Annotated in this window: 15 protein-coding genes; 8 read left to right on the top strand and 7 right to left on the bottom strand. The window is 70.7% G+C overall.

The features are described from left to right. Nucleotides 1-525: 525 nt before the first annotated feature. The gene (locus NIE111_RS11720) at nt 526-984 is read right to left on the bottom strand and encodes a hypothetical protein (RefSeq protein ID WP_238684438.1); all 459 of its coding nucleotides are present in this window, start codon (nt 982-984) and stop codon (nt 526-528) included. 91 nt (nt 985-1075) lie between these two features. Next, a complete protein-coding gene (locus NIE111_RS11715) occupies nt 1076-1270 on the bottom strand; it encodes an acyl-CoA carboxylase subunit epsilon (protein ID WP_238684437.1) in 195 nt (64 codons plus the stop codon). A gap of 90 nt (nt 1271-1360) precedes the next feature. Here NIE111_RS11715 and NIE111_RS11710 point away from each other — a divergent pair, with 90 nt between their 5' ends. Together NIE111_RS11710 and NIE111_RS11705 are read left to right on the top strand one after the other, a co-directional pair. After that, nucleotides 1361-3382 carry a serine/threonine-protein kinase gene (locus NIE111_RS11710; protein ID WP_238684436.1) on the top strand — a complete coding sequence of 674 codons (2022 nt, stop codon included), beginning with the start codon at nt 1361-1363 and terminating at the stop codon, nt 3380-3382. Between the two features lie 65 nt (nt 3383-3447). Further along, complete coding sequence (locus NIE111_RS11705; protein WP_238684435.1) at nt 3448-3675, top strand: hypothetical protein; 228 nt, start codon at nt 3448-3450, stop codon at nt 3673-3675. An 83-nt stretch (nt 3676-3758) separates the two neighbouring features. Here NIE111_RS11705 and NIE111_RS11700 read toward each other — a convergent pair whose 3' ends face one another. Continuing rightward, nucleotides 3759-4511, bottom strand: coding sequence for a GH25 family lysozyme (locus tag NIE111_RS11700; protein ID WP_091394392.1), 753 nt, complete (start codon nt 4509-4511; stop codon nt 3759-3761). A gap of 172 nt (nt 4512-4683) precedes the next feature. Here NIE111_RS11700 and NIE111_RS11695 point away from each other — a divergent pair, with 172 nt between their 5' ends. The 4 genes from NIE111_RS11695 to NIE111_RS11680 all read left to right on the top strand — a co-directional run bounded on the left by NIE111_RS11695 (nt 4684) and on the right by NIE111_RS11680 (nt 7874). After that, nucleotides 4684-5427: a M50 family metallopeptidase gene (locus tag NIE111_RS11695; RefSeq protein WP_238684434.1), complete on the top strand. Its 744-nt coding sequence runs from the start codon at nt 4684-4686 to the stop codon at nt 5425-5427. 54 nt (nt 5428-5481) lie between these two features. Next, nucleotides 5482-6465, top strand: a complete 984-nt coding sequence (locus NIE111_RS11690) for a ketopantoate reductase family protein (RefSeq protein ID WP_238684433.1) — start codon at nt 5482-5484, stop codon at nt 6463-6465. A 61-nt stretch (nt 6466-6526) separates the two neighbouring features. Continuing rightward, nucleotides 6527-7027 carry a SigE family RNA polymerase sigma factor gene (locus NIE111_RS11685; RefSeq protein ID WP_238666717.1) on the top strand — a complete coding sequence of 167 codons (501 nt, stop codon included), beginning with the start codon at nt 6527-6529 and terminating at the stop codon, nt 7025-7027. Further along, the gene (locus NIE111_RS11680) at nt 7020-7874 is read left to right on the top strand and encodes a hypothetical protein (protein WP_238684432.1); all 855 of its coding nucleotides are present in this window, start codon (nt 7020-7022) and stop codon (nt 7872-7874) included. Before NIE111_RS11685 ends, NIE111_RS11680 begins: the two co-directional genes overlap by 8 nt. A 28-nt stretch (nt 7875-7902) precedes the next feature. Here the strand turns inward: NIE111_RS11680 and NIE111_RS11675 are convergent, their stop codons facing one another. Beyond that, on the bottom strand, nt 7903-9486 hold the full coding sequence (locus NIE111_RS11675) for an acyl-CoA carboxylase subunit beta (protein WP_238684431.1): 1584 nt from the start codon (nt 9484-9486) through the stop codon (nt 7903-7905). Nucleotides 9487-9570: 84 nt separating this feature from the next. Here NIE111_RS11675 and NIE111_RS11670 point away from each other — a divergent pair, with 84 nt between their 5' ends. Further along, the gene (locus NIE111_RS11670) at nt 9571-10446 is read left to right on the top strand and encodes a biotin--[acetyl-CoA-carboxylase] ligase (protein WP_238684430.1); all 876 of its coding nucleotides are present in this window, start codon (nt 9571-9573) and stop codon (nt 10444-10446) included. Between the two features lie 108 nt (nt 10447-10554). After that, entirely contained in the window at nt 10555-11127 is a 573-nt protein-coding gene (locus NIE111_RS11665) for a PH domain-containing protein (protein WP_238684429.1), read from the top strand. Between the two features lie 43 nt (nt 11128-11170). Here NIE111_RS11665 and NIE111_RS11660 read toward each other — a convergent pair whose 3' ends face one another. From NIE111_RS11660 to NIE111_RS11650, 3 genes are all read right to left on the bottom strand, one after another. Next, a complete protein-coding gene (locus NIE111_RS11660; protein WP_238684428.1) occupies nt 11171-11863 on the bottom strand; it encodes a MaoC/PaaZ C-terminal domain-containing protein in 693 nt (230 codons plus the stop codon). Further along, nucleotides 11860-12567, bottom strand: coding sequence for a GtrA family protein (locus NIE111_RS11655; protein ID WP_238684427.1), 708 nt, complete (start codon nt 12565-12567; stop codon nt 11860-11862). The genes NIE111_RS11660 and NIE111_RS11655 overlap by 4 nt, the downstream gene beginning before the upstream one ends. Before the next feature lie 63 nt (nt 12568-12630). Beyond that, nucleotides 12631-13167 (bottom strand): GtrA family protein, encoded by a 537-nt coding sequence (locus tag NIE111_RS11650; RefSeq protein ID WP_274525128.1) that lies wholly within the window; start codon nt 13165-13167, stop codon nt 12631-12633. Nucleotides 13168-13312 lie beyond the last annotated feature (145 nt).

The raw sequence follows: 13312 nt of genomic DNA, 5'->3' as shown, positions 1-13312 counted from the left end.
GTTCGCCGCTTAGGTTGAACATCATGGATCGGGCCTGCACGTTCAGTCGTTCCAAGTCCCCATCAGCAACAGGCGGCGTGGCAGCTCGGTTGCCCATCACCGCTTTCGGGTCGGCGACCATCGACTCGTACGCCTGCTTCTGCTGGAACTTGGTCGCGTACTCCTCGTAGATCTTGCGGAGTGCGGCGCGGGTGGTGCCGATGGCCTGGGTTGCGGCGGAGAGCGCGGTGTAGTTCGCGGCTGCGGCGTCGTGGGTGCGCTGCACCTTGTCGACGAGTTCGTCGAGTTCGGCGAGGTAGGTGCGGGAGGCGGCGCTGGTTTCGGGGGGCCATGCCTCGGCGAGTCCGCGTCGGTACTGCTGGAGGCGGCCGAGGTGGATTTGCGCCAGGTCGCAGACCTTGCGCCAACCGGCGACCTGTTTCCAGTGGTTGGCGGTGTCGTGGTCCTGGAGGCAGGCCCACATGCTGTTGACGTCCATGAGGTGCCAGTCGGTGAGGCCGGAGGTGCGGCCGGTGCCCCGTTCGATCACGGCAGCACCACCGGCCCTGCGGCGTCGGGGCTGGTCGGGTCGGTCAGGGTTGGCGTCGGGCCGCCGGGGAGAACGCTGGCCGGGTTGGCGAGGGCACGTTGCACGTCGACCACTCGGGCGGCGGTGAAGGCGTCGCTGTCGGCGTAGTGGGTGGCGACCTGATCGGCGGCGGCGGCCAGGTGGCCGGTGGCGCCTCGGACGGCGTACACCATGTCGGCGGTGGCCTGCTGCGTCTCGTGGTGTGCGTGCAGGAACGTGACCAGCTCGATGAAAGCGTCGCACGGGTTGGGCAGCTTCGCGGACATGTCTTCGGCGATGTACGACAGGTGCGGCGCGTAGTTGCTCTCGACCTCGGCGGCGAGCCGTTCGGCGAACTCTCTGAGCTGGCTGATGTCGGCTTCGATGCCGCCGTAACCGCGTAGCCAGGGTGCTGGCCGGTCCTCTTCGGGGATCATGGATCCTCCCTACCCGTAACGGCACCGTTTCCCTGAGTGAGGTTAACGGCTCAACGCCACCCTGACAGCCCCCGTACCGGTAGGTCTCGGGTTAGCGGGGCAGGCCGACGGCGCGCCACCCGCTGGAGCCGCCGGGTCGACCGCTGCGCGCCCAGGCGGATTCCGTCGCCGGCGTGGGAGCGGCGGCTGGACGGGTTCGGACGATGATCGCCCCCACCAGAGCGGCCAACTCCTCGGCGGTGGGCACGCCGCGGACGACCCGGAACAGCGGCTCTTCGGCAGACATGCCGCCAGGGTACGCGGCGCGAAGTTACCCGAAGCGCACAGTGGCGTGCCGGCGGTGTGAGCGTCGGCGGGTCCGGGTACCGTCTCACCGATGTCGAACGCGCTTCCCCAACTCGTCGCTGACCGATACCGGCTCCTGTCGCCGCTCGGCCAGGGCGGCATGGGCCGGGTGTGGAAGGCGCGCGACGAGGTGCTGCATCGGGACGTCGCCATCAAGGAGTTGGTGCCGCCGCCCGGCCTCACCGATGAGGAGCGCCGCGAGATGCGCGAGCGCTCGTTGCGGGAGGCGCGGGCCATCGCCCGGCTCAACCACGCCAACGTCGTCCGCATCTTCGACGTGCTGCGCACCGATGGCGATCCGTGGATCGTCATGGAGTACGTGGCGTCGAAGTCGTTGCAGGACACTCTCGCCGAGGACGGCCCGGTGTCGGTGGCCCGCACTGTGGAGATCGGCCTCGGCGTGCTGGGTGCGCTGAGCGCCGCGCACAAGGCGGGTGTCATGCACCGCGACGTGAAGCCCGGCAACGTGTTGCTCGGCGACGACGGTCGGGTGGTGCTGACCGATTTCGGTCTCGCCACGATCCCCGGCGACCCCAACGTGACTCGCACCGGCATGGTGCTCGGCTCGCCCGCGTACATCTCGCCGGAGCGGGCTCGGGACGGCACTGCCGGGCCGGAGGCCGACCTGTGGTCGCTGGGCGCGACGCTCTACGCGGCGGTCGAGGGCAAGTCGCCGTACGCCCGGCCGTCGGCGATCGGCACCCTGGCCGCGTTGGCCACCGAGCCGATTCCGCCGCCGAAGAACGCTGGTCCGCTCAAGGCCGTCCTCAACGGGCTGCTGCGCAAGGACCCGAACGAGCGCATCACGGCCGAGGTGGCGGAGCGGTTGCTGCGCCGCGCCGGGGGTAAGCGGTCGCGCGGCATCTCACTGCTTGATGGCGTACGCCGGCCTGGGCCGAACGGTCCGCGCGAGCCGCGCCCGCCGCACGTGCCGGCGCCGCGACCGGCCGAGAGTGTCGACCGGCCGGTGTCACCTCCGCCGGCCGCCGCCGCGACCACCTCAGCCGCCACCTCTGCCGCCGCCGCGACCCCTGCCGCCGATGCCACTCCGACGGCCGTCGTCTCCTCCGACGCGGCCGCCGACCCGACCGCGCTGGTGCCCACCGAGCCGGCCGCAGCCGCACCGGCGGAGCCGACCGCCACGATCGACCGCCCGTCCGAGGTCGAGCCGGTAGATGCCGAGCCGACCGCGAAGGTCACGGCCGCGCCCGACACGAGCGGCGACGGTACGACGAACGTCGACGACGAGCCGACTGTTGTCGACGGTCCGCCGGTGGCTCCGGAGCAGCGCAAGCCGACCACCCCGACGTCGCTCATGCCGCCGGTGAGTCCGGCCGGGCGCGCGGCGGTGCCGCTGTCGGATGGCACGAAGCCGAACAACACCCGACGCAACCTGCTGATCGGTGCAGTGGTGGCGCTGCTGCTGATCGGTCTCGTGGTGGTCGTGCCGTTGCTGACGAAGGACGACGACAAGACCCCGCAGGCCAATCCGACCAGCGCTGCCGCGACCTCCGCGCCCGCGCCGACCTCCGCTGCGGCGCCTCCGCCGCCCACCAGCGGTGCCCCGAGTCCGTCCGCCTCGGCCACTCCCTCGGTCGACCCGAACGCGTTGCCTGCGGGTTGGAAGCTGCACCGGGACCCGTTCGGCTTCGCCCTGCCGATCCCCGATGGTTGGGTGCGTAGCACGCCCCCCGACAAAACTGTCGTCTTCGAGGATCCCAACGGACCGGGCGAACTGCTGGTGCAGTGGACTGACAGACCGGCGAAGGATGCAGTCGCGGACTGGCGGGAGCAGGAGCCGCGGCGCGCTAGCCGCGTCAACAACTACCAAAAGCTCAGCATCGTGGGCTGCGACTTCTGGAAGACCTGCGGCGACTGGGAGTGGCTGGAAACCCGGGACGGGCAGCGGATCCACGTCCGCAACCGGGGGTTCGTGACGGCCAAGAACCGCGGTTACGCCCTGCGGTGGGAGATCGCGGAGAAGGACTGGCAGGCCAACCTGCCGAACTTCGACCGGATCGCCAAGGGTTTCGTGCCCGACCGTCAGGACTGAAACTCATTCGCATGACCTTGCGTCGTCGTGGGTACTTGACCTTCGACGACGGAAGGAGGCACGACATGGGTTACCGACGGAGGGACGCTCGGCCCCGGCTGGCACTGTGGATGCTCGTGGCGCTCGGCGACGCGATCCTGCTGCTGGTCAGCGCAGGGGTTTCGGTGCTCATCGCACTGCTCGGCGTCGCGATCGTTGCTGGCTTTGGCGTGGCTGCCTGGCGGTTGACCCGCAGGGGCGCGCTGGCTCGTGAGGATGCTGTGGTGCCGGCCCTGAGCCGGCGGCGGGCTTGACCCGTACCCGGTGGTGTGGCGGCAGCCGGACCGATTGTCGACCGTGCTGGTGACCGTCGATCCCGCTGCCGCCAACGGCCCGGTCAGGTGTTGTTGGCCAACGCGATCAGGCGGCTCCGGTCACCGTTCCAGTAGTTGCGGTCCACATTGCCGCTGATCCCGGAGACCGCGCCGGTGCTGGTGTACTGCCAGAAGCTCCACACCGACGCGCCGGCCGGCAGGGCGCCGGGGGTGCTCGACCAGCGGGCCAGCCAGAGCGGGTGGTTCGCCCACGGGCCGGTCCAGCTGCCGGTGCACTGGTTCCACCAGCTCGTGGTGGTGTAGATGACCGCGTACCGGCCGGTGCGGGAGCGGTAGGTGTTCAGGAAGTCCTGCACCCAGTTGCGCATTCCGGTCGTGCTGAGCCCGTAGCAGTAGCCACCGGCGTACGGGTTGCCCTCGATGTCCAGCGCGGCCGGCAGGGTGCGGCTGTCCGCGGACCAGGCGCCGCCGTTGGAGGCCAGGTAGTTGGCCTGGGTCGAGCCGGCGGAGATGTTCGGGCGGGCGAAGTGGTACGCCCCGCGGATCACCCCGGCGTTGTACGAGTTGACGTAGTTGGCGTTGAAGTTCGGGTCCTTGTAGCTGGTGCCCTCGGTCGCCTTGATGAACGCGAACTGGATGCCCGCGTTGCGGACGCTGGTCCAGTTGATGGTGCCCTGGTAGCGGGAGACGTCGACACCGGGTGTGGTGGCGGCGGCCGCCGGTCCGGCGGTCGCGACCAGGGCCGCCGCCGCGGTGGCGAGGACGGTGAGGCCGGCCGCGAGCGCGCGGCGCAGCGATGATCGGGTACGGGCCATGAATGCCTCCAAGGACGTCGCTCTATCGACATTCATCTTTGGAGGTAAGTGCCCTAGATCACAAGTGCAGCCGGAAAAAAGCTTCATCGGCGGGCGTCAGTAGCCCCAGTGACCGATGTATGAACCGGTGCCTCGGGAGCGACACGGAACGCCGCCGGTAGGCTCGCGCCCCATGATGTCGATCGACGGGCTGAGCGACCTGTGGGACACGCTGTTCGGCGCGCAGCCGGACCCGCCCGCACTGCTGGTGTTGATCACCGGGGCCGTGGCGCTGGTGGTGGTCTCCACCCGGCTGCCGTGGCGGATCGCCCGTAACGCCGTCACCATCGCGCACGAGGGCGGGCACGCCCTGGTCGCCCTGCTCACCGGCCGCAAGCTGCACGGCATCCGGCTGCACTCGGACACGTCCGGTCTGACGCTCTCCGCCGGCCGCCCCACCGGGCCGGGCATGATCCTCACTCTGCTCGCCGGATACGTCGCGCCGCCGCTGGTGGGGCTGGCCGGCGCCTGGCTCCTCGGCGGTAACCGGATCACCCTGCTGCTCTGGGTCGCAGTGGCGCTGCTGCTGGCCATGCTCGTCATGATCCGCAACGTCTTCGGCGTGGTGTCGTTGCTGATCACCGGCGCGCTGGTGTTCGCCGTCTCGTGGTACGCGACGCCGCAGGTCCAGGCCGCGTTCGCGTACACCGGGGTGTGGTTTCTGCTGCTCGGTGGGGTGCGTCCGGTGGTCGAGCTGCAACGGATGCGCTCGCGGGGTCGGATGCCCGCCTCCGACGCCGACCAACTCGCCGGGCTCACCCCGTTTCCGCCGCTCTTCTGGGTTGGCGTCTTCGCCCTGGTGAACCTGGCCGCCCTGCTAGCCGGTGCGCTCCTGCTCGCCGGCCCGATCCTCACCGACGCCGGCCTGACCGGCTGACCGACGGGCGGAAGCCGCACGGGTGGGAGGGGCGCGGGCGGGCAGAATGAGGCCATGCGATACGTGATCATCGGGGCGGGTGCGGTCGGCGGGACCATCGGCGTACGGCTGGCCCAGGCCGACCGGGACGTGACACTCGTGGCCCGCGGCGCCCACCTGGACGCGATCCGCGCACGGGGTCTGACAGTGCGACAGCCCGACGGTGAGGTCACCGCCCGGCTCGCGGCGGTGGACCGGCCCACCGACCAGCCGCTGCCGGCGGACACCGTGCTGATCCTCACCGTGAAGTCGCAGGACACCGCCGACGCGTTGGCCGCCTGGGTGGACGCGCCGGTGGTCGGCGGCGGCACGGCGGGCGAACGTCTGCCGCTGGTGACAGCGCAGAACGGGGTGGCCAACGAGCGGGCCGCGCTGCGCCTCTTCGCCGACGTGCACCCGGTCTGCGTCTGGCTGCCGGCCACCCACCTGGAACCGGGTGTGGTGGTCGCCAACGGGTACCCGCATCCCGGGATGCTCCACATCGGGCGGTACCCCGGGGGCGCCGACGACACCGACCGGGCGATCGCCGCCGACCTGACCGCCGCCGGCTTCGTCGCTCCGGTCCGCGCCGACGTGCTGCGCTGGAAGTACGGCAAGCTGCTCAGCAACCTCGGTAACGGCCTACAGGCGTTGCTCGGCGGGGACATCCCGGACGCGCTGGTCGAGCGGGTACGCGCCGAGGGCGTCGCCGCGCTCGCCGCCGCCGGCATCGCGCACACCTCGCCCGAGGAGGAGAAGGCCGAACGCGGCGACCTGGTCGGGCAGCGCCCGGTCGACGGCGAGGCCCGCTCCGGCGGCTCCACCTGGCAGAGCCTGGCCCGGGGCACCGGCTCGACCGAGGTCGACCACCTCAACGGCGAGATCGCGCTGCTCGGCCGGTTGCACGGCGTACCGACGCCGGTCAACGTCGCCGTGCAGCGGGCCGTACGCCGGGCGGTCCGGGAGCGGATCGGGGCCGGCGCGTTCCCGCTCAGCGAGTTGGAAAAGTCGATCGCCTGACCGGGCAACCAACGGCCCTTGCCGGTGCGTGTTCCCAGCGACCGACACGGGGAGGTAGCGGGTGCCGGACGTCGACGGGTTCGACGAGTTCTACCGGGGGAGTCGGCAACGACTCCTCGGGTTCGTCTACGCCCTCACCGGCGATCGGGGCGAGGCGCAGGACGCCGTGCAGGAGGCGTACGTCCGGGCGTGGCAGCGTTGGTCGACAATCAGCGCGTACGACGACCCGGAGGCGTGGGTGCGGGTCGTGGCCAGCCGGATCGCCGTCAGCCGGTGGCGCAGCCTGCGGAGCCGCGCCCGCGCCTACCTGCGACACGGGGCCACCGAGACCGTTCCCGGGCCGGGCACCGACACCGTCGCGGTGGTCGCCGCCCTGCGTCGACTGCCCGAGGAGCAACGCGTCGCCATCGCCCTGTACTACCTGGTGGGCATGCCGGTCGCCGAGGTCGCGCGGGAGACCGCGGCCCCGGTGGGCACCGTCAAGGCCCGTCTCTCCCGGGGGCGTACCGCGCTCGCCGGCCTGCTCGCCGTCTCTGATCTGGAGGAGGCCACCGATGCGTGACGACCCGACGTTCGTCGAACAGATCCAGCGGGACCTGCAGGACGTGCGGTGGCTCGGCCCGGAGGAGATCCGCTCCCGGGGCCGCCGCCGCAGCCAGCGCAAGATCGTGGTGGCCACCGTCGTGCTGGCCCTCGCCGGGGTCTCCGCCGTGGCGGTCGCCGCCCCGAGGAAGTCCCCACCACCGGCCCAGCCAGCCGCCTCGGCCTCGCCGACCCGACACGAGATCGCCACCGACGCCCTGTTGCAGCCAGCCGACCTGTCGCAACAGGTCGATGTGCAGCTCAGCCAATCGGGGCTGGGCGAGCCGGTCCTGCTGGACCACCTGCTCGGCTACTGCCGGACGAGCCAGGGACGGTCGAACGGTTGGCAGATGTCGATCCTGTCCCGTTCACAGACGTTTGTGCCGAAAGACGCTGCGCCGATCCGCACCCGGTCGGCTGGTCTGGTGACGCAGGATCTCTTCCGGTTGGTACCCGAGGCGGCCCGACAGCTCTTCACCGACTTGGACGACCTGGTCGCCCCGTGTGCCGCGTGGCTGAGCGTGGGGCCGGTCATGACGGCGGGAGGGACCCGCACGGGGGAAGCACTGCACCGGTGGTCGGTGGTGCGGCGGGGCTTCGCCGGGGACGACGCCGCCATCCTGCGGGACTCGCTCACCGTCACCCGGGACCTGGAGACCGGCCAGCCGCTCGGCGACGCGCCGTCGCCGATCCTGCTGGCGGTCGTCCGGGTCGGCGACACCGTCTCGGTGCTCCGCCTCGGTGACGACGGCACCGAGGCCGAACTCGTGCGGCTCGCAGTGGCGGCGGCAGCGCGGATGTGTGCAGCCGCCAACCCGCCCTGCTAACGCGGCCGGGGCGATCAGGGCGGCGAGATCAGAGCGGGATGTTGCCGTGCTTCTTCGGCGGCAGGGTTTCCCGCTTGGTCCGCAGGACGCGCAGCGCCCGGACGATCTGGGTGCGCGTCTCGTGCGGAGCGATCACCGAGTCGATGTACCCACGCTCGGCGGCCACGTACGGGTTGGCCAGGGTGTCCTCGTACTCGGCGATCTTCTCGGCCCGGACCGCCGCCGGGTCCTCGGCGGCGGCCAGCTCGGAGCGGTAGAGGATGTTCACAGCGCCCTGCGCGCCCATCACCGCGATCTGCGCGGTCGGCCAGGCGAAGTTCAGGTCCGCGCCGAGGTGCTTGGAGCCCATCACGTCGTACGCCCCGCCGTACGCCTTGCGGGTGATCACGGTGACCTTCGGGACGGTCGCCTCGGCGTACGCGTAGATGAGCTTCGCGCCCCGGCGGATGATGCCGTCCCACTCCTGACCGGTGCCGGGCAGGAAGCCGGGCACGTCCACGAAGGTCAGTACCGGGATGTTGAACGCGTCGCAGGTGCGAACGAAGCGGGCGGCCTTCTCCGAGGCGGCGATGTCCAGGGTGCCGGCGAAGTGCATCGGCTGGTTGGCCACCACACCGACCGGTCGCCCCTCGACCCGGCCGTACCCGACCACGATGTTCTGCGCGTAGAGCGGCTGGACCTCGAGGAACTCCCCGTCGTCGAGGACGTGCTCGATCACCGTGTGGATGTCGTACGGCTGGTTGGCCGAGTCCGGGATCAGGGTGTCCAACTCCCGGTCCTCGTCCGTGACCTCAAGCGAAGCGGGGGCGTCGACGACGACCGGCTCGTCGAGGTTGTTCGACGGCAGGTACGACAGCAGCGCCTTGACGTAGTCGACGGCGTCCTCCTCGTCGCTGGCGAGGTAGTGCGCGTTGCCGCTGCGAGTGTTGTGCGTACGCGCGCCGCCCAACTCCTCCATGCCGACGTCCTCGCCCGTCACCGTCTTGATCACGTCGGGGCCGGTGATGAACATGTGCGAGGTCTGGTCGACCATCACAGTGAAGTCGGTGACCGCCGGGGAGTAGACCGCGCCGCCGGCACAGGGGCCCATCACCAGTGAGATCTGCGGGATGACGCCGGAGGCCCGCACGTTGCGGAAGAAGATCTCGCCGTAGAGGCCGAGCGAGACGACGCCCTCCTGGATGCGCGCGCCGCCGGAGTCGTTGATGCCGACCACCGGGCAGCCGATCTTCATGGCCAGGTCCATCACCTTGACGATCTTCTCGCCGAAGACCTCGCCGAGCGAGCCGCCGAAGACAGTGAAGTCCTGAGCGAAGACGCACACCTGCCGGCCGTCCACCGTGCCGTAGCCGGTGACCACACCGTCGCCGTACGGGCGGTTCCGCTCCAGCCCGAAGGCCGTGGACCGGTGCCGGGCCAACTCGTCGAGTTCGACGAAGGAGCCCTCGTCGAGCAGCATCTCGATCCGCTCGCGGGCGGTCTTCTTGCCGCGCGCGTGCTGCTTCTCCACGGCGCGGGCCGACCCGGCGTGCACCGCCTCGTCGACCCGGCGCTCCAGGTCCGCCAGCTTGCCCGCGGTGCTGTGCATGTTGGTCCCGGTCTCGGTAGTCACCCAGGGAATATAACGATGGTTCAGGTGGGTGCCGCTGTGCAGTACGCCTCAGTGTCGACCGGAGCACCGCCGTAGGCTGGCGGAATGTCGGGCTCCCCGTACACCGATCTGGACCGGCCGCCGCTGTCGGCGGCCCGGCTGCGCCGCGCGTTGACAGCGCCGAACGGGCCGTGGGCCCGGCTGGAGCTGCGTGCCGAGACCGGCTCCACGAACGCCGACGTGGCCGAGGCCGCCCGGGCCGGCGAGCCCGAGGGCCTGGTAGTGGTCGCCGAGCGGCAGACCGAAGGGCGCGGCCGACGCGGTCGGGTCTGGCAGTCGCCGGCGCGGGCCGGCATCGCGACGAGCGTCCTGCTGCGGCCCGGCGAGGCCGTGCCGGACCGCGGCTGGCTGCCGGCGACACCCACTGGGTACGGGTGGCTGCCGTTGCTGGCCGGCGTGGCGCTGGTCGAGGCGGTGGCCCGGCTGGCCGAGCTGGAAGCCAGCCTCAAATGGCCGAACGACCTGCTGATCGACGACGCGAAGTGCGCGGGCGTGCTGGCCGAGGCGGTGCCCGGACGGGCGCCGGACCAACCGCCGGCCATCGTGCTGGGCATCGGGCTCAACGTGACGTTGCGCGCCGACGAGCTGCCGGTGAATCCGACCGGGCTGCCGGCCACCTCGCTCCAGTTGGCCGGCGCTGTGGCCACCGATCGGGATCCGCTGCTGCGGGCGCTGCTGCGCGCGGTCGCCGACTGGTACGACCGTTGGCGTTCGGCGGGCGGCGACGCGGTGGCCAGCGGCCTGCGCGACGCCTACCTGGCGGCCTGCGCGACGATCGGACGCGAGGTACGCGTCCTGCTCCCCAACGGCGAGTCCCTGACCGGCACCGCCACCGGAGTGGACCCGGACGGCCAACTGATGGTCACCACGTCGACCGGCGCCCGGACCCTGGCCGCCGGCGACGTCCTGCACCTCCGCTGAGGACGGGCAAGATCACGAAGAGCCCGAGTGGGCCCGCGCGGCGGATGTCGTGGCGGGGCTTGGGGGGTTTACCGTCTGCGCGTCTAGAAAATCGCGTTGGAGGTTCCCGTGGCGTTTCCTGAAGACGTGCTCACCGAGGACGAGCACGTCGTGCTGCACCTGCATCCGCACTGGAAGGCGTTGATCCGGCCGATCGCGGTGCTGGTGCTGGCCATCGCCGCGGTGGTGGTCGGCGTGCTCCTGTTGCCCGAGAGTGGCGGCGGTTCGATCGCGCTGGCCGTGATCGGGGCGATCGCCCTGGTCGCGGTGCTCTGGCTCGGCCTGTGGCCGTTCCTGGTCTGGCGCACCACCCACTACCTGTTCACGAACGAGCGAGTCCTGCTTCAGCAGGGTGTGTTCTCCCGGGACCGGCGGGACCTCCCGCTCGCCCGGGTCAACGACCACTCGATGAACCAGCGTTTCGTCGAGCGTCTGCTCGGCTGCGGGACGCTCACCATCGAGTCGGCAGGTGAGCGCGGCCAGTCGGTGCTCGCCGACGTGCCGGACGTCGGGAGGGTGCAGACCACCCTGTACGAGCTGGTCGAGGCACAGCACGACAAGCACTCGCTGGGCGACGGCGAGATGCGCGACATGCTCGCCGACATGCAGGACGGCAAGCCGCTGCGCGACACCACTACCTGAACCGGACGGTGGAGACCCGCCCCTGCCGCGCGGTCGGGGCGGGTCAGTCGGGTCGTTGGGCCTCGGGTGAGCCGCTGCTGGCCGTCGAGCCGCTGTCGGACGACCCGACGGTGGACGGGTCCCCTGCGGTCGGGCCGGGGTCGGGCTGGTCCACCTCGGGCTGGTCAGCGTCGGTGGCTTCGGCCTCGGCCTCAACCTCGGCCTCGGCTTGGACCTCGACCTCGGCGGGGTCGGCCTCGACCGGTCGCACGGCGAACCAGCCACGGAAGCGGGTCCGCAGCACCTCCTGCTCGGGCCGGTCGTCCGGGCCGAGGCGCAGCATGGTGCCGGTGAGGCTGACGGTGCCGAGCCCGGGGCGGGCAGTCGACGGTCGGGCGCCCATCACGTCGACCCGGACCGCGAGCCGGTCGCCGGCCCGCACCGGGGCGAGCCAACGCAGCTCCTCCAGGCCGGGGGATGCGTCAGCGGCGGCCCGGGACAGCAGGTGGTCGACGTACGCGCGCATGAACAGGCTGACCGTGTAGAAGCCGCTGGCGATCAGACCGCCGTGCCGGCTCGCGGCGGCCAGGTCGCTGTCGACGTGGTACCACTGCGGGTCGAAGCGGCGGGCGAAGGCGACCATCTCGTCGGCGTCCACGGTGACCACGCCGAGGTCGACGGTGAGCCCCGGGACGAGATCCTCGAAGAACAGCTCGGCCGGTCGCCCCGTGCCGGAGCGGGCGTCGGGTGTCGTCACCGTCGGGGCGCGCGACGGGTGCTGACGTGCAGCTCCGCAGCGAGTTCCGCGTCCAGGTCGACGGCGGGGCTGACGCTCAGCCGCGGGAGCCGGCTCTGAGCCGGTGCGCCGGCTGGGGAGTCGAGGCGTTGCGCAGATTCCGCCTCCTCCAGCTCGGACACCGATTCCGCCAACTCGGCGACCGGGTCCATCTCCGCCATGGTGTCCCACTCGTCGCGCGGAATGTCGTGCCAGGTGGAGTCGGGCTTCGCGGCCTCGTCCTCGGCCGGTGCGACGGGTTGGAAGACGAAGGTGCGGTACGACCAGAATCGGAACAGCGTGGCCAGCATGACACCGACGGTCTTGGCCAGATTCAGCGCCAGAAGGCCGTGTACGCCGAGACCGTACTTGGCTGCCGCCACGGCCCCCAGCTCAATGAGCAGACCAGCACCGTTGAATAGGAAGAAAAGCAGATATTCTCGGCGAAGCGCCGATTTCGGGCGATCGCGGTACGTCCAGTGCCGATTCATGAGGTACGACGTGATGGTGGCGACGATCGTCGCGATCACTGTCGCCTTCAACTGACCGTTGACGAAAACGGTCAGTGCAAGGGCATTGAACACCGCGTAATTGATGACGGTGTTGATGCCGCCGACGATGCCGAACTTGAGCGCCTCGTGGATGAACTTCTGCCAGCGCTCAGGCAGCAGGCGGACAAGACGCATGCGAAACACCTTAGGGCAGTCGGTGCGGCCGGCGATCACCGGCCGAACGAGGTGGGCGGCAGGTCACGCCCCGTGGTCTCGATCGGGATTCACCTGCGGAAGGGTCGGGGTTCCCGCTTCGACGAAGACGAACCGCCGGTATGACCAGAATCGAAACAGCGTGGCGAACCCGGTGCCGACGATGTAGCTGGCGAGATTGTCCGCCAGGCGCGTCTGGAACACGGCCGGCCAGATGGCTCCAAGCCCGTAGCGGCTGAGTGCGAGGCAGGCCACGGTGATGCCGAGACCGACAGCGTTGAAGAAGAAGAAGAGCGCGTACTCGCGGGCCGCGTTGTTGCGCTGGCGGTGCCGCCACGTCCAGAACCGGTTGCCCACGAAGGCGACGGACGCCGCGATCACCGTGGAGATCGTTTTCGCCGTCAGCTCTTCGACGCCGTGCTTGCTCGTCAGGTAGTTGAAGAGCGCGAAGTCGACGAGGAAGGCGAAGCCGCCCACCGTGGCGAACTTGCCCATCTCGCGGATGAGGTGACCGAAGCGGTCGAGGAGTAAGCCGACGAGACCCCGTCGGGTCTGCCGGGGACCCGGTTGTTCCCCGGTCATCGTGGCGGCCACGGAGGGAGCCTACCGGCTGCCGGCCAGTCAGAGGGGTAGCAACGGCAAGCGGGCGTGGTCTCCCGAAGGGGTCCAGCGCCGCGTACGTGACCACTGCACAGAGCGTAGCCAATTGGGAGGACTGAGCCGCCGC

Source organism: Micromonospora hortensis (assembly GCF_022230935.1).
Lineage (GTDB): Bacteria > Actinomycetota > Actinomycetes > Mycobacteriales > Micromonosporaceae > Micromonospora > Micromonospora hortensis.
The sequence above is the reverse complement of the archived record's forward strand: the minus strand, read 5'-3'. Positions and strand labels throughout refer to the sequence as shown.

Coding starts and splice junctions, on each gene's coding strand:
- NIE111_RS11720 (WP_238684438.1), bottom strand. CDS start 984: ATGATCCCCGAAGAGGACCGGCCAGCACCCTGGCTACGCGGTTACGGC.
- NIE111_RS11715 (WP_238684437.1), bottom strand. CDS start 1,270: ATGTCTGCCGAAGAGCCGCTGTTCCGGGTCGTCCGCGGCGTGCCCACC.
- NIE111_RS11710 (WP_238684436.1), top strand. CDS start 1,361: ATGTCGAACGCGCTTCCCCAACTCGTCGCTGACCGATACCGGCTCCTG.
- NIE111_RS11705 (WP_238684435.1), top strand. CDS start 3,448: ATGGGTTACCGACGGAGGGACGCTCGGCCCCGGCTGGCACTGTGGATG.
- NIE111_RS11700 (WP_091394392.1), bottom strand. CDS start 4,511: ATGGCCCGTACCCGATCATCGCTGCGCCGCGCGCTCGCGGCCGGCCTC.
- NIE111_RS11695 (WP_238684434.1), top strand. CDS start 4,684: ATGATGTCGATCGACGGGCTGAGCGACCTGTGGGACACGCTGTTCGGC.
- NIE111_RS11690 (WP_238684433.1), top strand. CDS start 5,482: ATGCGATACGTGATCATCGGGGCGGGTGCGGTCGGCGGGACCATCGGC.
- NIE111_RS11680 (WP_238684432.1), top strand. CDS start 7,020: ATGCGTGACGACCCGACGTTCGTCGAACAGATCCAGCGGGACCTGCAG.
- NIE111_RS11670 (WP_238684430.1), top strand. CDS start 9,571: ATGTCGGGCTCCCCGTACACCGATCTGGACCGGCCGCCGCTGTCGGCG.
- NIE111_RS11655 (WP_238684427.1), bottom strand. CDS start 12,567: ATGCGTCTTGTCCGCCTGCTGCCTGAGCGCTGGCAGAAGTTCATCCAC.
- NIE111_RS11650 (WP_274525128.1), bottom strand. CDS start 13,167: ATGACCGGGGAACAACCGGGTCCCCGGCAGACCCGACGGGGTCTCGTC.